Source organism: Gracilimonas sp. (assembly GCF_014762685.1).
Taxonomy (GTDB): domain Bacteria; phylum Bacteroidota; class Rhodothermia; order Balneolales; family Balneolaceae; genus Gracilimonas.
In genome coordinates, this window is the sequence record NZ_JABURM010000005.1 from 1595145 (window position 1) to 1617751 (window position 22607).

Annotated in this window: 22 protein-coding genes; 13 read left to right on the forward strand and 9 right to left on the reverse strand. The window is 39.9% G+C overall.

Annotated elements, in window-relative coordinates; genetic code table 11:
- Window positions 1-63 precede the first annotated feature (63 nt).
- The 5 genes from HUJ22_RS07285 (at window position 64) to HUJ22_RS07305 (ending at window position 4369) form a co-directional block, all read left to right on the forward strand.
- Window positions 64-420, forward strand: coding sequence for a hypothetical protein (locus HUJ22_RS07285; protein WP_290875713.1), 357 nt, complete (start codon window positions 64-66; stop codon window positions 418-420).
- Window positions 421-520: 100 nt separating this feature from the next.
- A complete protein-coding gene (locus HUJ22_RS07290) occupies window positions 521-880 on the forward strand; it encodes a response regulator transcription factor (protein ID WP_290875715.1) in 360 nt (119 codons plus the stop codon).
- Entirely contained in the window at window positions 873-2105 is a 1233-nt protein-coding gene (locus HUJ22_RS07295) for a YaiO family outer membrane beta-barrel protein (RefSeq protein WP_290875717.1), read from the forward strand. Before HUJ22_RS07290 ends, HUJ22_RS07295 begins: the two co-directional genes overlap by 8 nt.
- Before the next feature lie 12 nt (window positions 2106-2117).
- Window positions 2118-2951 (forward strand): hypothetical protein, encoded by an 834-nt coding sequence (locus HUJ22_RS07300; protein WP_290875719.1) that lies wholly within the window; start codon window positions 2118-2120, stop codon window positions 2949-2951.
- A 17-nt stretch (window positions 2952-2968) separates the two neighbouring features.
- Entirely contained in the window at window positions 2969-4369 is a 1401-nt protein-coding gene (locus HUJ22_RS07305; RefSeq protein ID WP_290875721.1) for a glycosyltransferase, read from the forward strand.
- Between the two features lie 42 nt (window positions 4370-4411).
- On the opposite strand, the gene HUJ22_RS07310 is transcribed toward HUJ22_RS07305, so the two are convergent.
- Window positions 4412-5005 carry a choice-of-anchor V domain-containing protein gene (locus HUJ22_RS07310; protein ID WP_290875723.1) on the reverse strand — a complete coding sequence of 198 codons (594 nt, stop codon included), beginning with the start codon at window positions 5003-5005 and terminating at the stop codon, window positions 4412-4414.
- Window positions 5006-5013: 8 nt separating this feature from the next.
- Entirely contained in the window at window positions 5014-6021 is a 1008-nt protein-coding gene (locus HUJ22_RS07315) for a hypothetical protein (RefSeq protein WP_290875725.1), read from the reverse strand.
- A 255-nt stretch (window positions 6022-6276) separates the two neighbouring features.
- Here HUJ22_RS07315 and HUJ22_RS07320 point away from each other — a divergent pair, with 255 nt between their 5' ends.
- On the forward strand, window positions 6277-7149 hold the full coding sequence (locus HUJ22_RS07320) for a DUF4382 domain-containing protein (RefSeq protein ID WP_290875727.1): 873 nt from the start codon (window positions 6277-6279) through the stop codon (window positions 7147-7149).
- A 97-nt stretch (window positions 7150-7246) separates the two neighbouring features.
- Here HUJ22_RS07320 and HUJ22_RS07325 read toward each other — a convergent pair whose 3' ends face one another.
- The gene (locus tag HUJ22_RS07325) at window positions 7247-8890 is read right to left on the reverse strand and encodes a capsule assembly Wzi family protein (RefSeq protein WP_290875729.1); all 1644 of its coding nucleotides are present in this window, start codon (window positions 8888-8890) and stop codon (window positions 7247-7249) included.
- Between the two features lie 175 nt (window positions 8891-9065).
- Between HUJ22_RS07325 and dusB the strand changes: the two genes are divergently transcribed.
- Both dusB and HUJ22_RS07335 read left to right on the forward strand, forming a co-directional pair.
- On the forward strand, window positions 9066-10055 hold the full coding sequence (gene dusB / locus HUJ22_RS07330) for a tRNA dihydrouridine synthase DusB (RefSeq protein ID WP_290875731.1): 990 nt from the start codon (window positions 9066-9068) through the stop codon (window positions 10053-10055).
- A gap of 78 nt (window positions 10056-10133) precedes the next feature.
- Complete coding sequence (locus HUJ22_RS07335; RefSeq protein WP_290875734.1) at window positions 10134-10337, forward strand: hypothetical protein; 204 nt, start codon at window positions 10134-10136, stop codon at window positions 10335-10337.
- Window positions 10338-10401: 64 nt separating this feature from the next.
- Here the strand turns inward: HUJ22_RS07335 and serS are convergent, their stop codons facing one another.
- Window positions 10402-11670: a serine--tRNA ligase gene (gene serS, locus HUJ22_RS07340; protein WP_290875736.1), complete on the reverse strand. Its 1269-nt coding sequence runs from the start codon at window positions 11668-11670 to the stop codon at window positions 10402-10404.
- Window positions 11671-11861: 191 nt separating this feature from the next.
- Here serS and HUJ22_RS07345 point away from each other — a divergent pair, with 191 nt between their 5' ends.
- The 4 genes from HUJ22_RS07345 (at window position 11862) to HUJ22_RS07360 (ending at window position 14961) form a co-directional block, all read left to right on the forward strand.
- Window positions 11862-12344, forward strand: coding sequence for an Lrp/AsnC family transcriptional regulator (locus HUJ22_RS07345; protein WP_290875739.1), 483 nt, complete (start codon window positions 11862-11864; stop codon window positions 12342-12344).
- A 151-nt stretch (window positions 12345-12495) separates the two neighbouring features.
- Entirely contained in the window at window positions 12496-13791 is a 1296-nt protein-coding gene (locus HUJ22_RS07350) for a sigma-54 dependent transcriptional regulator (RefSeq protein WP_290875741.1), read from the forward strand.
- Entirely contained in the window at window positions 13778-14293 is a 516-nt protein-coding gene (locus HUJ22_RS07355; RefSeq protein WP_290875744.1) for an LptE family protein, read from the forward strand. Before HUJ22_RS07350 ends, HUJ22_RS07355 begins: the two co-directional genes overlap by 14 nt.
- A 56-nt stretch (window positions 14294-14349) precedes the next feature.
- The gene (locus tag HUJ22_RS07360) at window positions 14350-14961 is read left to right on the forward strand and encodes a tetratricopeptide repeat protein (protein WP_290875747.1); all 612 of its coding nucleotides are present in this window, start codon (window positions 14350-14352) and stop codon (window positions 14959-14961) included.
- Window positions 14962-14971: 10 nt separating this feature from the next.
- On the opposite strand, the gene HUJ22_RS07365 is transcribed toward HUJ22_RS07360, so the two are convergent.
- The 4 genes from HUJ22_RS07365 to HUJ22_RS07380 form a co-directional block, all read right to left on the reverse strand.
- Window positions 14972-15595 (reverse strand): MBL fold metallo-hydrolase, encoded by a 624-nt coding sequence (locus HUJ22_RS07365; protein ID WP_290875750.1) that lies wholly within the window; start codon window positions 15593-15595, stop codon window positions 14972-14974.
- Window positions 15596-15658: 63 nt separating this feature from the next.
- Window positions 15659-15880, reverse strand: coding sequence for a 50S ribosomal protein L31 (gene rpmE / locus HUJ22_RS07370; protein ID WP_290875752.1), 222 nt, complete (start codon window positions 15878-15880; stop codon window positions 15659-15661).
- A gap of 73 nt (window positions 15881-15953) precedes the next feature.
- Window positions 15954-17441: a sigma 54-interacting transcriptional regulator gene (locus tag HUJ22_RS07375; protein WP_290875754.1), complete on the reverse strand. Its 1488-nt coding sequence runs from the start codon at window positions 17439-17441 to the stop codon at window positions 15954-15956.
- A 65-nt stretch (window positions 17442-17506) separates the two neighbouring features.
- Window positions 17507-18793 carry an anthranilate synthase component I family protein gene (locus HUJ22_RS07380; protein ID WP_290875757.1) on the reverse strand — a complete coding sequence of 429 codons (1287 nt, stop codon included), beginning with the start codon at window positions 18791-18793 and terminating at the stop codon, window positions 17507-17509.
- 67 nt (window positions 18794-18860) lie between these two features.
- Between HUJ22_RS07380 and HUJ22_RS07385 the strand changes: the two genes are divergently transcribed.
- On the forward strand, window positions 18861-19898 hold the full coding sequence (locus HUJ22_RS07385; RefSeq protein WP_290875759.1) for a quinone-dependent dihydroorotate dehydrogenase: 1038 nt from the start codon (window positions 18861-18863) through the stop codon (window positions 19896-19898).
- Here the strand turns inward: HUJ22_RS07385 and HUJ22_RS07390 are convergent.
- Entirely contained in the window at window positions 19895-22597 is a 2703-nt protein-coding gene (locus tag HUJ22_RS07390; protein ID WP_290875761.1) for a hypothetical protein, read from the reverse strand. The two genes, HUJ22_RS07385 and HUJ22_RS07390, sit on opposite strands and share 4 nt — an antisense overlap.
- Between the last annotated feature and the right edge of the window lie 10 nt (window positions 22598-22607).

Below are 22607 nucleotides of genomic sequence, written 5' to 3' on the forward strand. Positions count from 1 at the left end.
ATGCAAAATACAGCCGTTATTATAAAATTTCGGCTAACCTTGCGACTATTTACCTTAAAAACTATGACAAATAAATCAACTGCCGGTGATTTTGATCTCGCTGAATTAGAGGCCTTAACTCATGGTGATAAAAGTTTGCTAAATGAATTGATCGAGCTTTTTATTGAACAGACTTCAATTCAATTAAATAATTTGGACAATGCAGTACAGAATGGAAATTATGAGCTAATCCGAACCATTACCCATAGTCTAAAGTCAAGTTATCTTCTCATAGGATTTGGGAAGAAAGAATTAATTTTAAACCTTGAACAAATAGCTAAAAATCCAAAACAGCAATCAAAAAAGGAAATCCAAAAAATACTGCTTCAGCTAAAAAAAGAAACGGTTAAAGTCATAAAACAAATGGAAAAGAGCCTGTAAAAGCCTCGCTATACTATTTATTATATTAAAAATTTTTAATGTAAATTGTAATCAATGGAAATTTCAATTTCTATAAAGAGGATCCCTGGTGAATAAAAAAATGAAAGTTTTGATAGCTGAGGATAATGACTTGATGAGAAAATCGCTGGCATTTTACCTGAAAGATGAGGGATTTCAGGTACTGGAGGTTACAAATGGGAAAGAAGCTTTACAGGCGGTTGAATCACATCAGATTGAATTAGTAATTACCGATCTAAATATGCCTGAATCCGGTGGATTGGAGCTCATCCATACTATCAGGGATGTACTGAAAAAGGATATGCCGATCATTGTGTTAACAGCGTCCGGAGTTGAAAAGTCGGAGTTGGAAGCATTCGAACTCGGAGCCAGCGAGTTTATCTCAAAACCATTCAGTCCACACGTATTAAAGGCGAGAATAAAAAAACTACTTAATGTATAAATCACTTTTGCTTCTATGTTTTTTTCTTTTCGCCGGACTTTTATCTCCGCTTATCTATGCTCAACAAACACCAAACGAGCGCTTTAATAACGTTCAATTACTTAGCAGTGAAGGCAAATATCAGGAAGCCATCAAAGAGATAAAATCACTGATCTCGGATTATCCTGAAAACCTGGATTATAAAATTCAATTGGGGCGCATTTTCTCTTGGGCAGAACAGTATGAAAATTCTAAATCAATCCTTTTACCAATAATTGAGAATTACCCCGAAAATGAAGCCGCTTTCTCAAGTTTATTAAATACCCTTCTATGGTCCGGCGAATACAAAGAGACTATCAAATATGCCAAAACCGGGATTCAACGATTTCCTGATAAAGAGTTTGAATACCAACTTATAATGCTCAAAGCCTATGAACAGACCGGGGCTGTAAAAAAAGGCCTGGCATTAGTTGAAAGCCTAAAAAAAGATAGTCCAAATAAGTCAGGTTTAGAAGCAACTGAAACTATTTTACTGAAAAAACAAAAAAACAAAATCAACCTTTCTTATTCCAATACGTTCTTCCCTTCTGATGATTTTGATCCATGGCATTTGGGCAGCATTTCATACACAAGAAACTGGGAGAAGATACCAACTGAATACCGTCTCAGTTATGCCAATATTTTTGGGCGTAATGATATACAATTTGATATGGATTTATATCCTGTAATCAATCGTTCTTCCTATTTATATGCGAATCTTGGCTTTGCACCAAATCATACAATATTTCCTTCTTTTCGGGGTGGTTTAGAATATTTTTACGAGTTTGGTAATGGTCTAAGCCTTTCTTCCGGTGGCCGTATTTTGAAGTTCTCCGAAGAAACCATTCCCATTTTAACTACCCACCTCGGGAAAACCTTTGGCGACTATAAGGTGCAGTACAGGCCCTTTTTCGTATCCCAAAACAAAGACTTATTCACTACTCATACTTTAGCTCTCCGAAAAAAATGGCATATTAAGGAAGCTTTTCTTCAGCTTGACTTGCAATACGGAACAGCTCCTTATTTCTTGTTCTTTAATGATGATTTTGACCGAATTTCATCAAAACGTATTGGCCTGCAATCCCAGTTCAGAGCTTCCAGACATCTTCTCGTTAAGTTTAATATAATGTATGAACATGAAGAATATACCCCTAAAAACTTCCGAAACCGATTGAATTCCCAAGTAATATTCGTTAAACGGTTTTGATTTAAGTAAACCATGGATTTATTTAAATATTACATTGAGGAAGGCTTGCAGATTGAACTGTTTCTTTTAAGCAGTATCGCTCTTTTTGTGTTTTTGACTTTAGTTTTTCTCATAGCACTATTTCTCAGCCGGTTTATGACTAATCGCCGCTTAAAGCTGGAGGAAAGATTCGAGCCTATTGTTGAGGAGCTATTATTTGATGTGATGTTTAATGATACCCCAATTAATGAACTTCTCAATCACAGGATGTATACCCGTTATCATAAAAAAAATATTTTTATGAAAATGCTTATCAGGTCCTCCTTTAGCATGCATCAACAGTTTAGTGGCGATATTGCAGAAAGACTGAAAAAATTCTATCAAACATCAGCTCTTAAAAAGTATTCGATACAGAAGCTGAATTCGAATGCATGGTATAAAAAATGCCAGGGAATCAGAGAACTCAGTGAAATGAATCAAGATGATGCTGTCCCGGATATTGTATCGCTTTGCTTCTCAAAACATCAGCTTGTGAAACAGGCTGCATTTGTAGGAATTATAAAACTGAAAGGGATTGAAGGCCTAAAAAGCCTCCAAAAATTTACCGAGTTTATAGATGACTGGACGCTGTCACATATCCTTATGGCCATTGAAGAAACCGATTCCACTAATTTCACAGATCTCAACTTTCTGTTACAGCACAAAAACCCATCTATGGTGTTGTTAGGGCTCCGACTTATACGCTACTTTAGTTTGCCCGGATACCAAAAAGCTATCAGCAATGTACAGGAACCCCTTTCATCAGATAGAATACAGCAGGAAATTCAAAAACACTTACAATTACTTGAAACACGAATTAAAGAATAGTTAACGAAATGGACTTCATGGAACTTTTTAACCTGTTCGTGCTGATTTTTGTGGTGCTGATAATGAGTTCTTATGTACTGTTGGCAAGCATTTCGATCAGTGCTCTGAGAAACTACCTGAAGGAGAACAAGTCCATCAATTATGAAGTGCTTATGTCTTCAGCTATTTCACCGAAAATATCTGTCATAGCCCCGGCTTATAACGAGGCTAACACCATTAAAGAAAATATACAGTCTCTGCTTTCGCTGAACTATCCAAATTTTGAAGTTATTGTTGTAAATGACGGCAGCACAGATGACACTATGAAGCTATTAAATGAAGCTTACAAGTTGAAGAAAACTGAAGCTGATTATCAGCATGTAATTCCTACAGAAAAAATCAGAGAAGTATATCATTCTTCCAACCCGGCTTTTTCATCTCTTGTCATCATTAACAAAGAAAATGGAGGCAAAGCCGATGCCCTTAATGCAGGGCTAAATGCTGCAAAAAATGATTATGTAGTTTGTATAGATGTGGATTGCATAATGGATAAAGATGCATTGCTGAAAATGGCCAAACCGTTTATGCAACAAGAAGAAAATCGGGTAATCGCAGCCGGCGGGGTAGTCCGCATCGCAAACTCCTGTATTGTAAAAGGCGGCAGACTCGTGGAAATAAAAGCACCAAAAAAATTCTTGCCCAGAACACAAGTTTTAGAATACCTAAGAGCCTTTTTATTAGGGCGTATGGGTTGGTCTAAAATGGATGGCCTCCTTTTGATAAGCGGTGCAGTGGGTATGTTCGATAAAAAAATCGCCCTTGAAGCAGGTGGGTATGATCCGAATACTGTTGGTGAGGATATGGAACTGATCGTTCGAATGAGACGGTATATGATAGAAACGAAAAGAGCTTATACCGTAAAACTGATTCCCGATCCATTATGCTGGACAGAAGCACCGGAAACCATCCCAGTACTCCGAAGGCAAAGAAGTCGATGGACACGAGGTACCATGGAGACGCTGTGGAAACATCGAAAAATGTTTTTCAATCCCAAATATAAACTGTTGGGGATGGTAAGTATCCCATACTGGTTTTTATTTGAATACCTGGCTCCCATTATTGAAGTAACCGGGATAATCATCACTATATATTTAATCGTTATGGGGATGATCTCCTGGAATATATTTTTCCTTCTTTTGTTGTTTGTTTACACTTTTGCCGTGATGATTTCTTCCCTCGCTTTATTGACCGAAGAATTTACTTTTCATAAATACTCCAGGCTTGCAGATTTTTCAAAGCTTTTTTTAGCAGCCTTATTGGAACCTTTTTTCTTTCACCCCTTTACAGTATATGCGGCATTAAAAGGAAATTGGGAAAAGTTCCGTAAAAAAACTGCTTGGGGAGAAATGGTAAGAACAGGTTTTAACAAATCAAACTAGGCCAGGAAACTTCAGAGGTGTTTTTAAACTTTGATTCAGTACTCACTCTCCCGGCACCACATACTCTTTCGCATAAATCCAATCTCCAAACTCAGATTGATCTCCGTTTGCAGCATTGGCAGCAATATTAAAATAAATAGAATCTTCAATAAATTCGGGTGCATGCCATTTAACTACCCAACGGTTTTTACCGGTTTCCGTCGGTACAGTTCCCGAAGTAGAATGCTGTACATATTGAAGTGAATCCGGAACCTGTTCAGTAAACATAAGCCGTTCATTTTCCGAAATCTCAAACACTCCTGCTTGCCTTCCATCCCGGACTCTTGATGAGAGCTGGAATCCGGCTTTCCCCAAATCTTCCCTTTCTACTATAATTTCAAATTTATAAGCTTTGCCGGGTTGAATTTTATTCGGAATTCCCGAGACAGAGAAACGCCCCTCCCCCTTGTTCAAATCATAATCAAAATGGCAACTTTGGCACGTTTGTTCGTTAAACCCACCGGTAAATGCACCTGCCAAGTGTTCAGGATAATCATCAGAATTATAAGCTCTTTGATGTTCGCTCTGAGCGAATAAATAACCGACGCTAAAAGCAAGCGCCGGTATTAATATCAATTTTTGAATGGCGCTAAACATGCTACCCATTAATCAAGTTGGGCTCTTCCAAGGTAGTTTGTGTCGGTTCCGAACCAAATTGAATTGGTTGCTTCATCAAAAACCATATGCCTTACCGTTCCTCCGCCACTTGGCACAGCTTCAGATGCAACAAATTCTTTGGAATTAGTATCAAAACCAACAAACATATTGGGGTCTACTCCGGTCTCTACCAACCAAACACGATCCTTGTCGTCTACCGTCACAGCGTAAGGCCGTGATGATTCTCCTGAAGGAAGTTCCCATTCATTGGTTTCTCCGTTATTAGGGTTATAACTACCGATATAACCTCTGGAATAATCTCCGTACCAAATCATACCGTCAGATGTTTGAGCCAACCGGCGAGGGCGGGTTTCTTCATTCGGAAGTTCAATCTCACGGAGTTTCATGGTTTGAGGATTCACCGTGGCCAATTTATTCGTTCCAAAAAGAACAATCCACGGCGTAACCATATCTTTATCCATAATGATTCCATACGGCCGGGCACGAGGAGTAGGAACCTCAAGAATTTTCTCCTGCTCGGTTTCCACATCAAAATAACCGATGGAATTTGCCCCCTGGCTGGTAAACCAAATATTGCCAATTTCATCAAAAGTCATAGTATGAGGATCCCGGGCACTGTTATCCTCCGGCATCATATATTTGGTGATTTCCCCGGTCTCCGGATTTATTTTTCCAATATGATTAGCTCTGTTTCCGGCATACCACGGATTACCCATATCATCCACTACAACAGTATGCGGGCCGGCTCCATCTTCAAGATCAATTTTCCTGAATTCTTCTGTCTCAGGGATGAATTCAGCTACATAATGTGAGCGTTGTCCCACAAACCATATATCCCCATCCGGTGCTACGTATGGATCCCTGGGACGACTCTCTTCCCACGGCACTTCCCATTCCTGAATTTGGATATCGGCTTTATTTAGAATTTCATCACTGCCAATAAAAAAAGTAGTTGCTAACAAAACCGACAGTAAAACAGCTATCAATTTTCCCATAGTTCTAATTCTCCCATTTAGTTAAGGATTCACTGCAATAAACACAGAATAATGGAAAAAAATCTACTGCTCACAAAATTTTACACAACCAGAAATCTGAGAATTTCACAACATGACTAATTGTAAAGATTAAATTTTGAGAACAATGGGAACATTCGCATCCAAATTATTTTATAAAGAATGCTTACGCATTATAATAGCGCAAAATATCAAGAGTAAAACAGTTTATAACCCCCCAATCAAAAAAGTAATACTATGAATAATAAGTCAAGACTCTTCAAACTATTCTACAGTGGATTTAAGAACGTGCTGGCATTTGGACTTATAGCTGTCCTTATAGCTTCGTGCAGCGATCTAAATTTTAGTGGTTCAAAAGCCGATAAAGGGCATATGGATTTTCATCTTACCGATGCACCGGCAAGCTATGATGAAGTAAACGTGGATGTACAGGGCCTTCGGATCCATTATACTCCACAAAGCTCTGATACAGTTACTTCCGATACAACAAACTCAGACGGAAAGTGGATTGACCTTCCATTGGATCCAATACGTTTGAACTTGCTGGAACTCACTAACGGTATTGACTCACTAATAGCATCAGCAGATTTAGACCCTGGTCATTATAAAGAACTAAGACTAATTCTGGGTGATGATAACGACGTTGTGATTAATGGCGAAACACATCACCTTAAAGTTCCAAGTGGACAAGAGTCAGGTTATAAGATAAAATTTAAAACTGACCTGGAATCCGGTGATGACTTAGATGTAACCATTGATTTTGACGCTGCCAGATCTGTTCACAAAGCCGGTAAAAGCGGCAAATATATCTTAAAACCTGTACTAAAAGCGTTTATCTCCGGTGGTGAAGATATGGAAACCGGTAGTATTGCTGGTAATGTGGAACCATTGGATGCTGAGGCAACCGTTTATGCCATTATGGGAACTGATACTTCCTCCACCCAGCCAGATAGTGAAGGTGCTTTCACCCTTGTCGGGCTTAATGTGGGTAGTTATGATTTAAATATCCAGCCTGCCAATGATGCTTATAATGATACCACTCTTGCAGATATTCAAGTGAATGCAGGTGAAGAAAATAATCTCGGAACCATAACCTTATCCGAGAACTAACCCCAAAGCTAACAAACAAGTCCAAGACCTAACTTAAAAGCCCGGTTGAAAAACCGGGCTTTTTTCTTTTAGGCTGACACAAATACCAACAAATAATTTACCGAAGTGACCCAAGCCGATAACGAATTGAGATATTGATACCAAGATGGGTTTGGTCATTTTTATATAAATAATCATCATTTAATTCTTTTCGTAACGTCATGTCAAGACCAGCCTCAAATTTTTTATAGAAATAGGTTACTCCACTGCCAAACCTCATTTCAATATTGTGTAACCAGTATTTATGAATCCGATTATTTAAAGTACCAATCTCCTCATGATTTCTGTACAAAAAATCATTATTTAGGGCCACTCGTTGTCCCCAAAGCTCTACCCTCCCATTTTTAAAATAAAGTGAGCCTCCCATATAAAGGCTGTTGGAGCCCGGACCTATTGCTGCACCCAGTATTTGCCCGCGGTTTGTATATCCCTGAATATTTTTGTGATGGTAGTAATAAGATGACTGGCCTCTGAATTCAGTGGTATTACTGGCTTCAAGCTGTGTAGCCTCTACATTCAGGCTTAACAGTTGTTGGTTTCTCAATGAAAACACCTTTTGCAGCCCAAGGGTATAGGCTCTGGTGTGTTCGGGTTCTGTGATGAAATCACGCCAGTTCCAGCTATGATCATTCCTCGCCCATTCACCATAAACTTCTAAACCGCTTTTGGGAAAACTCCATTGAGTAAAAATTGAAAGAAGCTGATCGGACTCATCATTCCCACCGGGATTAGTGTTTTCTGTGAGTTTAATTTTGGTAAACGCTTCAAATATTTTCAGCAAGTTTACTGCAGGAATTCCCTCAGGAGGGATTGTTTCATAAAATACTCTGTTGATGCCAACTTTTAGTCCCGGAATCGGTTTTGGACTAAAAGCGATTCTACCCCCGGTGATATACCTTTTATTATTCTCAGAATTAGCATCAAAATAATCTGATTCCCATAATCTACCCCAGAAAAGTTTGGCTTCTATATCGCCAATATAAATATCCTTGGGCTCGGTAATACTTATAAAATAGTGCGGAAAACCCGGAGCATTGTTGCTTAGTATAATAGGATTCTGTCGTGCCGGTTCCCACCACATATTTTGAGTAGAAAGCCCGGCCGCCCAACCATTATAATCTACTCTCAGGTAAGATTGTCCCGGATATAATTGCCAAAATGGATTATCACCAAATCGTTGAGGCTGATCAATGTTTCCATAAGGAGAAGCATATGAAGAGCGAGACACCGGCGGGTCAAATTGCGATAGCTCAAAACTTCGGTTCTGATTATATATAACAGTTGGCCGAATCGAAGCTGAGATAATTCCATATTTCACAAAAAAACCACCGGCTAAAGAATTTGTAAATCCTCTGCCCTGCCAAATAGCCCCGTCATTAACTCCTCCAGGCTCCAAAGATTGCCAATAGTTCTTCATTTCCAAATCATGAAGAGCCAGAGACAAGTGCTTATAAGAATTGGTTCCAAAATAAGAAGTATTTCGGTCCTTCCATGGATGAACAGAGAGGGTATCCATAAGCTGATTGTAATTTAGGGAGTAATGCCTGATGGAATCAGGTGAAATAGCCCCGTTTATCTTAAGTACTTGCAAATAATCATCTATTAAATCTCTTTCAGGAATCTCTTGAGCCACTCCTGTTTTCGTTAAGCAAATAGTAATAATAAAGCACACTATTAATACCGATCTGTATCGTTTAGTCATTTCCTGACCTCTTATTTATTAATAATAATTTAGGTTTATTTAGTCTGACCGAAACCCTTTGTTCCATTAAAATCTGCTTTCTATCAATCTGTAAGGCGAAACTAAAAACATGTTAATCCTTCCAAAAAAACCTTAACTTTTAAGTTTCAGATAAACATTTAAATTTATTTCACTGATGAACATCGGTTCCATTCAATTACCAAATCAGCCTCTCTTTCTTGCTCCAATGGAAGACGTAACTGATTCTCCATTCCGGCAAATTTGTCGTGCTAAAGGTGCAGATATTGTTTTTACGGAATTTATCAGCTCCGAGGCTTTGATTAGGGACTCTGATATAGCCATGCACAAAATGGATTTTGATGAAATGGAACGCCCTTTTGGTATTCAAATCTTTGGAGGGCGGGAAGAAGCAATGGAAGGAGCTGCAAAAGTAGCCGAAAACAACAATCCCGATTTAGTGGATATCAATTTCGGCTGCCCGGTTTACAAAGTGGTCAAAAAAGGAGCCGGGGCAGGATGCCTTAAGGATTTGAGCATGATGGAGCGAATGGCAGGTACAGTAGTTGACGCCGTTAAGAATAAACCTGTGACTGTAAAAACCCGACTTGGCTGGGATGATAATACCATCAAAATTCAGGAAGTTGCTTTGATGCTTCAAAAACTTGGGGTAAAAGCCTTAACCGTACATGCCCGAACAAGAGCCCAAAAATATAAAGGAGATGCTCGATGGGAATGGCTAAAAAAACTTAAAAATACACCCGGCCTTGAAATTCCCATTATCGGGAATGGAGATGTTACCTCACCTGAATTAGCTAAAAAAATGTTTGAAGAAACCGGTGTAGACGGGGTAATGATTGGCCGCGGCGCCATTGGAAATCCATGGATATTTGAGCGAAGCCGGCACTATCTTGAAACCGGCGAACTGCTACCCGACCCTACAGTACAAGAACGGATTGAATTGTGTGCAGAACAGCTTCGCCTTTCAGTAAAGCATCAGGGAGAACGATACGGAGTTATTATTATGAAAAAGCATTACGGGCAGTATTTAAAAGGTATACGAAATGGTAAAAAGCTCCGAATGCAGTTAATGGAACACGATGAAATGGATCCAATCCTGGAAATACTGCTTAATTTTGATGAAACAGAAATTCATGCAGTAGCGTGAGCCGTTTAAGTACCAGTAATGGTGCATCTTTTGTCAGCTTTACTCGTAGCCATATCTAAATCAACAAAATCATTTGTTATGTTAGCACGACTATCCCGAGTTTTTAAATCATTCCTCAGTGTTTCAGCTATTGCAGCTTCTCCCTTAAAAGCCATTACCGGAATTGTAATCAGTGTGATGGTTCCCTACCTGCTTTATGCATTCTTAGGTGGTTTTGGAATTGCCCTTGCCTTGGTAGGATTAATTTGGGGAATCATTTGGCTTTCGAAACGTAACAATTGATGTACGTGTAAAACTCAGGAACGCAAAATCTTGCGTCCCTGCTACGTTTTACACGGTGTCGTTGCTATAAATAATCCCGCCCAAAAAACGGTTTCAGTACTTCCGGGACCCTAACTTTGCCATTTTCTTCTTGATATGCTTCCAAAATTGCCGATACAATACGAGGAAGTGCAAGGCCGGAACCATTTAATGTGTGAAGAATCTCAATTTCTTTCTCTCTTTTTCTATAGCGAAGCTGCATTCTGCGAGCCTGAAAACTTTCAAAATTCGAACATGAGCTAACTTCCAGCCATCGTTGTTGTCCGGGGCTCCATACTTCAAGGTCATATTTTTTACTTTGAGTAAAACCCATATCACCGGTACACATCAGCAGTGTTCGATAGGGAAGTTCAAGAGCTTCAAGTAATCCCTCAGAATGTTCACGCAAGCTTTCCAATTCATCGTAAGAATCTTCCGGCTTTACAATTTTAACCAATTCAACCTTATCAAATTGATGCAGCCGGTTGAGACCCCTTACATCTTTTCCATACGAACCCGCTTCCCTTCTCCAACAAGGAGTATAACACACATATTTTTTAGGAACCTCTTTGTCCTCAAGAATTTCATCCCGGTGAAAATTAGTCACAGGGACTTCTGCGGTCGGAATTACAAAAAATTCATCCCGTGGAATTACATACATCATGTCTTCCTTATCCGGAATTTGCCCCGTACCTCTGGCAGAATTTTCATTCACAAAATAAGGGGCCTGCAGTTCGGTATAACCCGCATTTGCAGCCTCATTTATAAAGTAGTTGATCAGGGAACGTTGTAGCTGGGCTACCGGTCCTACATAAAAAGGAAACCCTGCCCCGGTAACTTTTACTCCTCGTTCAAAGTCAATCCAGCCATGGCGTTCAGTCAGCTCCCAGTGAGGTTTTCTCCATTCACTTTCATCCGGCTCACCCCAGGTTTTAAAGGTTTCATTTTCATCTTCAGTTGCTCCAACAGGTACACTTGGATGAGGAATATTAGGAATCCTCAAGAGTAAATTTTCTCGATCATCCCGTAACTTTTTCACCTCTTCTTCTATTTCCTTAATCTGCTCTTTCATGGCAGAGGTTTCTTTGATAATAGCCTGAGCTTCTTCTTTTTGTCCTTTGCCCATCAGCTCACCTATCTTGCTCGACTTAGTGTTACTTTCACTTCGAAGAAGATCGCCTTCATGAACTTTAGTTCTCCAGGTTTCATCTACAGAGATTACTTTTTCAACTACAGAGATATCTTTCTCGCCTTTATCTCTTATCGCTTTTTCTACCTGTTCACGGTTTTCCCTGATGAAGTTAATATCGAGCATGCTATTCAGTATTCTGTTAGGTATGATTTGAAGCCCAAAGATAAGAGGTATTACTGTTTTTGTTATACCTTTTTTAATCAAAAAACCATTAACCAAACAAATTTGATGGAAGCGCTTTTTTAATTGACTACCTAAATAATTAAGGTTATCATCCTTCCTTCAAAGAATTTTTAGGCAATTAAGTAACTATCATGAGTCAATTATTAGATGAAACCGATCTCGCTATTTTAAATCACCTGCAGGAACATGGGCGTGCTCAGCGGAATACCATTGCTGAAATCGTCAATCTTTCAGTACCCTCGGTATCAGAGCGAATGAAGAAATTGGAAGAGCGTGGATTGATAGAGGGTTACAAAGCTATTTTAAACAGCAAGAAATTTCATTTTGATATCACTGCCTTTATTTTTGTACAAGTTGATGGTTCTGAAAACTATCAGAATTTTGTAGAGAAAGCTGCCGAAGAAGTTGAGATATTGGAATGTCACTCTATAACCGGAGACGGCTCTCATTTTTTAAAGGTTCGAACAAAGAACACAGGATCTTTCGAGAGCCTGCTATCCCGCATTCAAGCTTGGGAAGGAGTCAGTAAAACCCGGTCGAATCTTGTACTGTCCAGCTTTAAAGAAACCCGGGCAATTCCTGTTGAGCATGCTGTTGAGCTTATAAAGCAATAGAGAAAAAATCATTTCCTCATACTTTACGTTTACTTACTAAGGTCAGAATCATTAACTTACGTCATTCTGACAGTAAGAATAATAAACGCTTGTATTCCCTTTTCTGCATAATGGCGGAATACTATGCTTTAACTTTGGATTTTTAAACTTTATGGACCGCGAAGTATTTCAGGAACAATTTGGATTGTTAGGCACCTCTGAGGCCATGCGTCAAGTGATTGATAAAATCATGCAGGTGGCAAAAACTGACATTACGGTAACACTTCAGGGAGAAAGCGGTGTTGGTAAGGATGTAACTGCACGAGCTATCCATGCCATGAGTGAACGAAGCCGGAATAACTTGGTGATTGTAAATTGCGGAGCTATTCCTGAAGGCATCATCGAAAGTGAACTTTTTGGACATGAAAAAGGAGCTTTTACCGGTGCCGAAGTATCCCGTGAAGGATATTTTGAGAAAGCGAATGGCGGAACCATCTTTTTAGATGAAATTGGCGATACTCCAAAAAACGTTCAGGTAAAACTATTACGGGTACTTGAAAACGGTGAATTCTTTCGTGTAGGGTCAAGCAAAGTTCAAACAACGGATGTACGTGTTATTGCCGCCACCAATCAGGATTTGTGGAAAATGGTGAAGGACGGTTCTTTTCGTGAGGACCTTTATTACAGATTAGACACCGTTCAGATTAAACTCCCTCCATTACGAGACCGGGAGGAAGACATTATCCCAATATTCAAAAAATTTGTTGAAGAATACTCTTCGAAATATGATTCTGTCTTTAAGGGTTTTTCAGATGAAGCGCGAGAATTATTGGTTTCCTATCGATGGCCGGGCAATATTCGAGAGCTTAGAAATGTAGCAGAGCAGCTGGTTGTTTTGGAAAAATCTCAATTCATCGATAAAGAGAAACTTCAAAAATACTTAAAAGGAAGGCAACATGAAGGAAGTGCCGACAACCTTCCAATGGTTTCTGAAGAAGCAAGGCGACAACAAAATTCTTTTGATTCAAATACTGAATTTGACCGTAAAGACAGGGAATTAATCTATCGTGCTTTAGTTGAATTGAGAAATGATATTGCTGATGTAAAGAAAATGTTCGCCAATTTCCTGTATTCAACCTTTTCTACGAAAAACTTAAAAGCATTACCGGCTTCAGTGCGAGATGAAGTTGATAAAACGGAAGTTCCGGGCGTTAATGTAAACCTTGGAGACCATACTACTTTAGGAATGCAATCTATGCCGGATGAACCGGAGGTTGATGATTCAGAAGAATCAGATTTAAGCGACTTCCTCCAAAACAATGAAATTCCTTCGATCGAAGAGGCTGAAAAGTTTTTAATACAACAAGCGCTTAAGCGTTTTGACGGGAACAGAAGAAAAGCCTCCGAAACCCTCGGGGTAAGTGAACGAACTTTATATAGAAAACTGGATCAATATGGCCTGGAATAGAGCATGGGTTGTTATCATTTTGTGCGTTGGTTTTTTGTTTGGCGGATGTCTCCGTTACAGTTTTACCGGTGCATCCATCCCACCCGGAGTGAACACCATTTATATTCCTTTTTTCCCGGATCAATCCAATAGTGGTTTGGGGGATTTAAGTAATCGCTTAAATAAAGTGCTTATTGACCGGTTTGTGAATCAAAGTAAACTGCAGTTGGCTAATAACGAAGCTGATGCCGATGCCATTCTTAACGGGGTCATTACATCATATTCCAATCGTCCTTTTAGTATCGGAGGAGATGAACAAGCTAACCAGAATGAGGTCTCTATTTCAGTTCGTGCAACATTCCGGTACACAGCCAAGGATGAAGCCGAATGGAGTTCTTCTTTTAATGGAAGAGCAACTTACGATCCTTCTGTAGATCCAATAGAAGGTGAAAATGTTGCGGCCACCGGGGCTTTAGAACAAGTAGCCAATAATATGTTTAACGATGCGGTAAGTAATTGGTAATTTGCTTTGATTGTCACCCCGCTTCACTTTATCATTGTTGAGCTTTAATAAATTTTATGCAAGAACTTCCTTTCAACATACCTAAATCTCTTTCTTCCTTTGTAGAGAAGTTTGATGAAGACCCTGAGAAGGCTACTCTTAAACTTCAAAACCATTTGAAGAAACGTGGTCCCGATGCCGTAGGACATTTTCTGCTTTCTTGGTTTTATCATCTTCAAAACAAGAATAATGAAGCTATTAAGGAAGCCTTGAAGGCTAAAACCTATGCCCCGGGCAGCCCATTAATGGAGCATCTTCATTATTACCTGGTGCATCCTGAAAAATTTAAAGCTGCTATACCCGATCACTCTTATACTTCTTCAACTATAAAATTACAACAGGGCTCAAGAACCTCTCCTGTCCTCGATCTTGATCGCCTGATTGAAATGCTGGAACAGGTAGAATCTAAACGAATTAAAATTCCTGAAGATGACGAACCCTTTGACGAATCGGACTTAAGCAAGGAAGCTGAAAATGTAGATGATGTGGTATCAGAGACGCTTGCTAAAATTCATAGTAAGCAGGGCCGAAAAAAAGAGGCTGTTAAAATGTATGAAAGACTTATGGACAAAAACAGCGACAAGGCAGATCACTATCAGAAGATGATCGATAAACTAAAAAAAACCTAAGCAGGCGGGCTTATTTAACAAAGGGATTGTGCTTTTTCTCGTGTTTGATAGTTGTTACAGGCCCGTGTCCCGGGTAAACGATTGTACCTTCGGGAAGGCTGTACAGCTTTTCTTTTATGCTTTTCTCAAGTACCTCAAAACTTCCTTTGTAAAGATCGGTGCGACCTATGCTTTCCTTAAAAAGTGCATCTCCCGCTATAACCAATTCATCTATCTCAAAGTATAAAGAAACATGATCAGGAGCATGCCCTGGAGTATATAAACAGGTAAAAGTGAAATTCCCAATGTTAAAATCACCTTCACTCGGAAGAGTTTCAGGCTCAAAGTCAAAACCGCCTTGGTTGATACCAAACATTTGTGCCTGACTTCCAAAGTTATCCCATAAAAAACGATCTTCATTACACAGATATACAGGCACTTCAAAATCACGAAGAACACGGCTCAGGCCTAATACATGATCTACATGGGCATGAGTTAGCACTATTGCGCGTAATTCTCCACTTAATGTGTTCTTGAACTTCTGGTATTCCGGCTCAGTAGAAAAGCCGGGATCTATTAATAGATGCTGTTCTCCCTCACTTAGCAGATAGGTGTTTTCCAAAAACGGACCAACTTCAAATGTGTTTACTTCCATATCCGAAAATAAAAAAAGGATGCATCAATAAAGATACATCCTTTGATAAAATGTTTGCTAAACTTACTTGTCTTCGCTTTTACCGTATCGGCGCTTAAAGCGGTCAACACGTCCGGCAGTGGAAGTAAAAGTATTGCTTTTGGTATAGAACGGATGGTTTTTAGAATCAACCTCGCTGCGATAAACGCCATCTTTAGCATCCATGGTGCTGCGGGTTTTAATTTCGGTACCATCGCTCATCAATACCGTAATTTCTTTATAATCTGGATGAATTCCTTTTTTCATAATCGTATGCTTGCTTGAAAATTTGCCAAGGCTTTAAATATAAGGTTAACTGAAGCTGAATTCAATGAAATAATTATTCAAATTCATCAAAGCCTCCTTCCCCAAAGTCACCTAAAGACGAAAACATGGAACCAAGCATATCAGAATATAATGTTTGGTCATCAAGGTCTTGTTTACTGAGCATAGAATTTTGATGCAAAGCTTCTAATGCAAAATCCATCCACAGGTATTTTTCGGCTTTAGATGTATCTTTGACGTATTTTTTAACTAAACTTTCCAGCCCTTCTACCTGGTTTAAAGTTTTTTCATACTCCTTATTTGAGAGTGTGTCTGAAATATTTATTTCATTCCCATCTGCAAACCAGTCTGTAATATTTTTATAAACGGATTTTTGATTTTCTGATTTAGCCTGGGGATCGGGGAAATGAATTTTGAATGTCTTGCTAATTGCTTTACCCAGTATATGTTTAGCTACACTTGCAGCCCCTTCCTGTTCTCCCTCGTATACCAGTTCAATTTTACCGGTCAGCGCGGGAACCATGTGATATAAATCAGCAATTCGGACAGAAGTTTCTTTTTCACCATTAACAATAGCTCTGCGTTCAGCAGAAGAGATAACCTGCTCCAAAGCTGTAATTGTCATTCTTGTTGAAACTCCGCTTTGCTGATCTACATATTCAGACTCCCGTGCTTCAAAAGCAGCCGTTTCAATAGTTTGCCTGAATAAATCAGGAATATGAATTTTAATTCCGTTACCTCGCTCCTGCCATGCTTCCTGTTTGGTGATTTCAACTCCAATTCCCAGTTCTTTAGGATAATGAGTAATAATCTGAGAGTCTATTCTGTCTTTTAGGGGAGTAATTATATTACCCCGGTTGGTATAATCTTCCGGATTGGCTGAGAAAGCCATAGCTACATCAAGAGGAATGCGAACATTGAATCCGCGAATCTGTATATCCCGTTCCTGCATAATATTCAGAAGGGCAACCTGTATTCTTGGCTGAAGGTCGGGAAGTTCGTTAATTACAAAGATTCCCCGGTTTGTTCTGGGTATGAGTCCGAAGTTAATTACATTTTGATCAGCCAGGGTCAGTTTTTTCGTTGCTGCTTTAATCGGGTCAATATCCCCGATTAAATCAGCCACCGTTGTATCCGGAGTAGCCAGCTTCTCACCATAACGGAAAGAACGATGCAACCACTCAATGGGGGTTTCATCTCCTTTCTCTTCAATCAGTTCCTTCGCATATTTAGAAAGTGGATTCAGCGGATCATCATTTATTTCGGAACCCTTTACAATGGGGATATATTCATCCATGAAATTGACCAAAAGACGAAGAATACGTGATTTGGCCTGCCCTCGTAACCCTAAAAGAATCATATCATGCTTAGACAGCAAGGCATGTTGAATTTGAGGCAATACTGTTTTGTCGTATCCTAAAATACCCGGGAAAAGCTCTTCTTTGGCCTCAATTTTTTTTATCAGGTTTTTCCGTATCTCTTCTTTTACTGAAACCGATTCCCAACCACTTTTTTTAAGTTCGCCTAATGTACTCGCTTTCATTACTTCTCTTTTCTGATATAGTGTGATATTTCCCGTGTGTGTTTATAACCCTTATTCCAAAATCTTCATTCAGGCTTTTTTGCAATCTCAAGTATATTTGTAATTGCCCGGGCTTTCAAAAGGGTTTCTTCCCATTCGGCGTTAGCGTCAGAGTCGCTCGTAATAGCTCCTCCCACAGGATTAACCAAATTATTTCCATCTATAATGGCCGTTCTTATGATTACATTAAAATCAAAATCTCCCTCGGGTGATATATACCCCAAGGCTCCGGAATAAACCCCTCTCTTATAATTTTCATACTCATCTATAGCCTTCATCGCGGCAATTTTAGGAGCTCCGGTCATAGATCCCATTGGGAAACAAGCTTTGATGAGGTCGATACTTTCGGCACTCTTTTCAACCTCACATTCTACTGTTGAAACCATTTGATGTACTGTTTCAAAGCTTTGAATTTCGAACAGCTTTGAGACTTTTACACTCTTTTTTAGAGCAATCCGGCTCAAGTCATTTCTGACCAAATCGACAATCATTAAATTTTCGGCCCGCTCTTTTTCCGAGTTTTTCAATCTTTCGATATCAAGTGAAGGATTTTGCCCCGGCAACCGTGCAGCTGTACCTTTGATAGGCTGAGACCAAACTCTGCTTCCCTTTTTAGCTAAAAACCGCTCCGGTGATGCACAACATATTGCCAGCCCATCAACCTCTACATAACTTCCAAAGGGCACTCTGCCGGCTTCTTTCATTCTTTCATATAGATCCAGGGGATCCCCGTAAAAAGAAAATTGAAGCGGATGGGACAGGTTAATCTCATAGTAATCACCTTCAAAAATATCCTTTTGAGCCATTTCTACCCGTTTCAGGTACTCAGTCTCCTCAATCCGGCTTTCGAGCTGAACGCTGAATTTATCAAACATTCTGATCTCTGACGGCTCTATCCCCTCGGGGAGTTCACCCTTTATTACTTGAATATTGTGTTGGGAGTCTATTTCCAGAAGCAATTCCGGTACCATAAAAAACAAATCAGGAGCATCATTAAGAGCTTGATTTTCTGAGCTGACTTCCTCCACATAATTCTTCAAATCGTATCCTAAATATCCAAAAAGCCAATCCTCCGTTTTTGACCGAAATTTTTGAAGTGCATCCCATGGATTTCCCTTAGTAATACGTTCCTCACCATCCTCAATCACCCGGATCTCATTTCCATATGCCTTGATCCACGCCTTAGGCTGAGCAGCCAGGAAACTTTTGGTACTTGCCGGATGATTTTTCATCTGTGACTCAAGCAAAATTATCGCACCCTGCTCACGCAATCGAGTAATTAATTGTGATATGTAGTTCTGTTTTTTGGACATAAATACAGGCGATCGAGTATAAGGCTTCTTTCACTCTTTTTGAACGTTTTTTCGTATCATTGTCACAATGATATATAAGAAACTGATAAAACCATTATTATTTAGAAAAGAGGCTGAAGTAGCGCACGAGCTTGGACTTAAAATTGCGTCTAAAACACATCGTTCAACTTTCCTTCAAGCATTAGCCTCCATCGCCTATAATTCTAATGATACAGGTCTGGAACAGGAGTTGTTTGGCTGCATATTCCCAAATCCTATTGGCCTCGCAGCCGGTTTTGATAAAAACGGAACTACCCCGTTAGCGATGAAAGCCTTGGGTTTTGGTTTTGTGGAGATCGGAAGTATAACAGCCAGGCCATCACCCGGAAATCCTAAACCACGGGCTTTTCGAATTCCGGAAGATCATTCCCTTATAAACCGAATGGGGCTGAATAATGAGGGCGCAGATGTTATTACAGAGCGTCTTTCCAACTTGAATTTAGATATCCCTTTGGGAGTCAATATTGCAAAAACAAATGATACTTCCATTGAAGGAGATGCAGCCCTTCAAGACTATTTATACAGCTACGAAAAAGCACAGGCCGTTGCTGATTATATCACCATCAATATATCGTGCCCAAACACCGGCGAAGGGAAAACCTTTGAAGATCCCCAAGCCTTGCGAGACCTTTTAGCTGTTCTTCAACCAGCGAAAAAAGGCCGCAAACCATCGCTTGTTAAGTTTACTGTTGATATTGAAAAACCGGATTTAGAAAAACTCATCCGAATTTGTGAAGAATTCGAAGTAGCAGGTTATGTTGCTACAAATACCTCTTCTGACCGGCAAGGTCTGAAAACAGATTCTTCAACCTTAAACCGGATTGGCAATGGCGGATTAAGCGGACGTGCTATTCAAGAAAGAAGTACCCGGGTTGTAAAATGGATTCATGAAATCACCGGCGGGGAAAAACCCATTATAGGGGTAGGAGGAATCGACAGTCCCGAGGCTGCATTAGCTAAAATTGAAGCCGGAGCAGATCTACTTCAAATTTATACCGGGCTTATTTACGAGGGACCGGGATTAATCTCCAAAATTAAAAAAGCGCTTGTCAGTGAAAACAACTAATTCGTTATTGGAAAAGTGAAATCACATTCCAATGAGACTGCTTGCCCTTGATATAACACCGGCTCAAAGCTCAACGATTGCGAAATATACTGTTCGAAAGCCGCCTTAAATTCTTCAGACAGGTTTTCAGTTTGTAAGCTATACTCTTCCACTATTCCCCGCCGATTTACTTTAAAATGATATGTGACTTCCTGAATATCTGCAGCATCAACTTTCTCCCAATTTTCCATAAACCGCTGAACGCCACCACGGATGCTAAGTTCCTTGCCTATATCATTGCAATTAAGGTAGTCACTGCTAGTTTCATCATTAATTGTTTCGAACTGGTCTATACTTCCTTCCATTCCTTTGGGTGCTTCAAGCTCTTTTGTTAAACGCTCAACTTTTGGAGCTAAGTCTGAGTTTGGAAACATCACCAAAAACGTATCTGCTACGGCTCTCGCGCTGTCCCAACTTGTTCCCTTATAGGGAAACACCATACTGAAATCAGGCTGTTGCAAGGTAGAATCTATCAAGGAACGATATTTCAACCTCCGTTCTTCCGACAGTGAAGCATCCTGTAATAATGCTCTTGCTGAGTCTTTTTGGGCTTCAAAATGAGCATAAGTTTTTTCCCAGCTTTGATTCAGATTTACCCACGCCTCAATTCTTGACTCGTACAATGAATCTTTTTTTCCTGCTTCCATATAGGCTTGAATAGCTTCAAACTGTGCCATTGGAGCAATTTCATGAGTACTATAGCTATATGAGAAATTTTTCAATCGGTTAGCTTTTGATTGGGTATCCAAACTATCCTGCTGTAAAATATGACGGTATAATTGAACTAAATCCACCTCCTGAAGGTCTGCCTCATGATCTAAAGGGATATCAAATTGGTCTGCCACTCTTCGGGCATACTGACTATTCGGGCATTCATCAATTAACTGAATTGCATAATCTTTTGCTTTTTCTTCATTCTCTTGCCCGGTATAAAGTTCTGAGAGCGAATACAAGGAAACCATACTAATATTCCTGTCAGAAGGTCCTGCTATTGCTTTTTGAAAATAATAAGCTGCGCTGTCCGGCATATTTAAAGATAGGAAAAACAAATTGCCCAGTTCATAATTAAGCATTGAAATACGTTTACGGACTGAATCTTGTTCTTCCGGAGCAAAAGGGACACGACTTAAGTCAATTTCAATATTCGATAATACTGTCTCATTGGTAAAAAGGTCGGCTTCTTCAACCTCATCAGTATATGTGGCAGCCTGAATCATACTACGTACCCGCCAATTATCCGCCAAAGGCCGGTTTCCCCACATCGCATAAAATTGTTGTCTCATATTTTCCTGCATCAGTCGATTATTGGCATTTAAGAACCCATTCGATGTCATCATTTCTTCGGAACCACCGGTCCGGTTCACTCTTGTAATCAACCGTTTTTGCTGTTCTTGCTCCCTTGCAGCTTCTAATTCGCGGATCTTTTTTATCCTGAGTTCTACCAGTACCGAATCCAACTGATCCTGAGACAGTTGTCCCAGTCTTAGTAAACTGTCCTGAAGAGCCATATCAGATTTAATTCGGGCATAGTTTCCAAAAGATTCAGCCAGCTGTTGAGCTTGAAAGCCGTCCGGCAATCTTTCGGCTGATACATTTTTCTGGGCTGCAGAATCGTAATAAGCAGCAGCGCGGGCAAAATCATCATACTCATACCTGTAAATTTCAGCCAACCCGTTATAAGCTCTCGCGGCTATTTCTTCCGAAAGCTGATTCGTATCCCTGCGCAGCACATCATTGTACTGTTTCTCCGCTTGCGGGTAATTGCCACGTTCGTGTTCAGTGCGAGCCAATTCAAAATCGAGTTCAGCTTTAAACTCAAGGTTTTTGTCGTCCCGGGTCATGATATTAAGTATACTGAATGCCAAGTCGTTGCGCCCCAATTTACGGGCAACTTCTGCCCTTTTACGCTGAGCAAGATAATGCACGCTATAATCCACAAAATGATCACTCACGCTCGTAAATGCTTCATAAGCTGCATGAAGAACTCCCATCTCTTCATATACCTGACCAAGTAAAAAATAGCCGCGCGCCCTATAATCTTTGTGTGGCAAATGCGGCAATGCCTCAGATAAATGAAATGCTGCCTGTTGCCAATTTTCCATTTCCACATGATGCTGAGCTAAAAGTGCTTTAGCCTCTGCTTGTTGTTTCTCATCCCATTCGTCTTCAAAGGCCGTCAATTGCTCGGAGAGGAAGGCAATGCCCTCATTATGAAGCTTCATGTCCAATAACACCCTGGCTTGCCACAGGATGGATTTTTGCCGCATCAACGGATCTTCCGAGTTGATATAAAGCTCTTTAAACTTTTGATCTGCTGAAAAAAAATCCTGCCGGTAATAATAGGATTTTCCAATAAGGAAAATCGCATCATCAACCCACTTGGTATCCCTGTGCCGCCGCAAAATATCAGCCGCTTTTTGAATAGCTTTATCAAAGTCCTGGGCTCCGGCATTTACCGGGGACGGATGTATACGAATGGGCTGAAGCGGATTATAATCCCGGTTTTGAGCCATGTTTTTTTTGAGCCCGGCCTCAAAGCTTTTTTCTGCGTTGTAAAAGGTATTGTAGTAAGCGTTAAAATTCTTCCAGTTTGATGACAGGGTTGTCTTACATCCTGTCGTCAAAATTAAAACCGAAATCCATAGAATAACTTTTCGCATACTCATATGG

Coding starts and splice junctions, on each gene's coding strand:
- HUJ22_RS07285 (WP_290875713.1), top strand. CDS start 64: ATGACAAATAAATCAACTGCCGGTGATTTTGATCTCGCTGAATTAGAG.
- HUJ22_RS07290 (WP_290875715.1), top strand. CDS start 521: ATGAAAGTTTTGATAGCTGAGGATAATGACTTGATGAGAAAATCGCTG.
- HUJ22_RS07295 (WP_290875717.1), top strand. CDS start 873: ATGTATAAATCACTTTTGCTTCTATGTTTTTTTCTTTTCGCCGGACTT.
- HUJ22_RS07300 (WP_290875719.1), top strand. CDS start 2,118: ATGGATTTATTTAAATATTACATTGAGGAAGGCTTGCAGATTGAACTG.
- HUJ22_RS07305 (WP_290875721.1), top strand. CDS start 2,969: ATGGAACTTTTTAACCTGTTCGTGCTGATTTTTGTGGTGCTGATAATG.
- HUJ22_RS07310 (WP_290875723.1), bottom strand. CDS start 5,005: ATGTTTAGCGCCATTCAAAAATTGATATTAATACCGGCGCTTGCTTTT.
- HUJ22_RS07315 (WP_290875725.1), bottom strand. CDS start 6,021: ATGGGAAAATTGATAGCTGTTTTACTGTCGGTTTTGTTAGCAACTACT.
- HUJ22_RS07320 (WP_290875727.1), top strand. CDS start 6,277: ATGAATAATAAGTCAAGACTCTTCAAACTATTCTACAGTGGATTTAAG.
- HUJ22_RS07325 (WP_290875729.1), bottom strand. CDS start 8,890: ATGACTAAACGATACAGATCGGTATTAATAGTGTGCTTTATTATTACT.
- dusB (WP_290875731.1), top strand. CDS start 9,066: ATGAACATCGGTTCCATTCAATTACCAAATCAGCCTCTCTTTCTTGCT.
- HUJ22_RS07335 (WP_290875734.1), top strand. CDS start 10,134: ATGTTAGCACGACTATCCCGAGTTTTTAAATCATTCCTCAGTGTTTCA.
- serS (WP_290875736.1), bottom strand. CDS start 11,670: ATGCTCGATATTAACTTCATCAGGGAAAACCGTGAACAGGTAGAAAAA.
- HUJ22_RS07345 (WP_290875739.1), top strand. CDS start 11,862: ATGAGTCAATTATTAGATGAAACCGATCTCGCTATTTTAAATCACCTG.
- HUJ22_RS07350 (WP_290875741.1), top strand. CDS start 12,496: ATGGACCGCGAAGTATTTCAGGAACAATTTGGATTGTTAGGCACCTCT.
- HUJ22_RS07355 (WP_290875744.1), top strand. CDS start 13,778: ATGGCCTGGAATAGAGCATGGGTTGTTATCATTTTGTGCGTTGGTTTT.
- HUJ22_RS07360 (WP_290875747.1), top strand. CDS start 14,350: ATGCAAGAACTTCCTTTCAACATACCTAAATCTCTTTCTTCCTTTGTA.
- HUJ22_RS07365 (WP_290875750.1), bottom strand. CDS start 15,595: ATGGAAGTAAACACATTTGAAGTTGGTCCGTTTTTGGAAAACACCTAT.
- rpmE (WP_290875752.1), bottom strand. CDS start 15,880: ATGAAAAAAGGAATTCATCCAGATTATAAAGAAATTACGGTATTGATG.
- HUJ22_RS07375 (WP_290875754.1), bottom strand. CDS start 17,441: ATGAAAGCGAGTACATTAGGCGAACTTAAAAAAAGTGGTTGGGAATCG.
- HUJ22_RS07380 (WP_290875757.1), bottom strand. CDS start 18,793: ATGTCCAAAAAACAGAACTACATATCACAATTAATTACTCGATTGCGT.
- HUJ22_RS07385 (WP_290875759.1), top strand. CDS start 18,861: ATGATATATAAGAAACTGATAAAACCATTATTATTTAGAAAAGAGGCT.
- HUJ22_RS07390 (WP_290875761.1), bottom strand. CDS start 22,597: ATGCGAAAAGTTATTCTATGGATTTCGGTTTTAATTTTGACGACAGGA.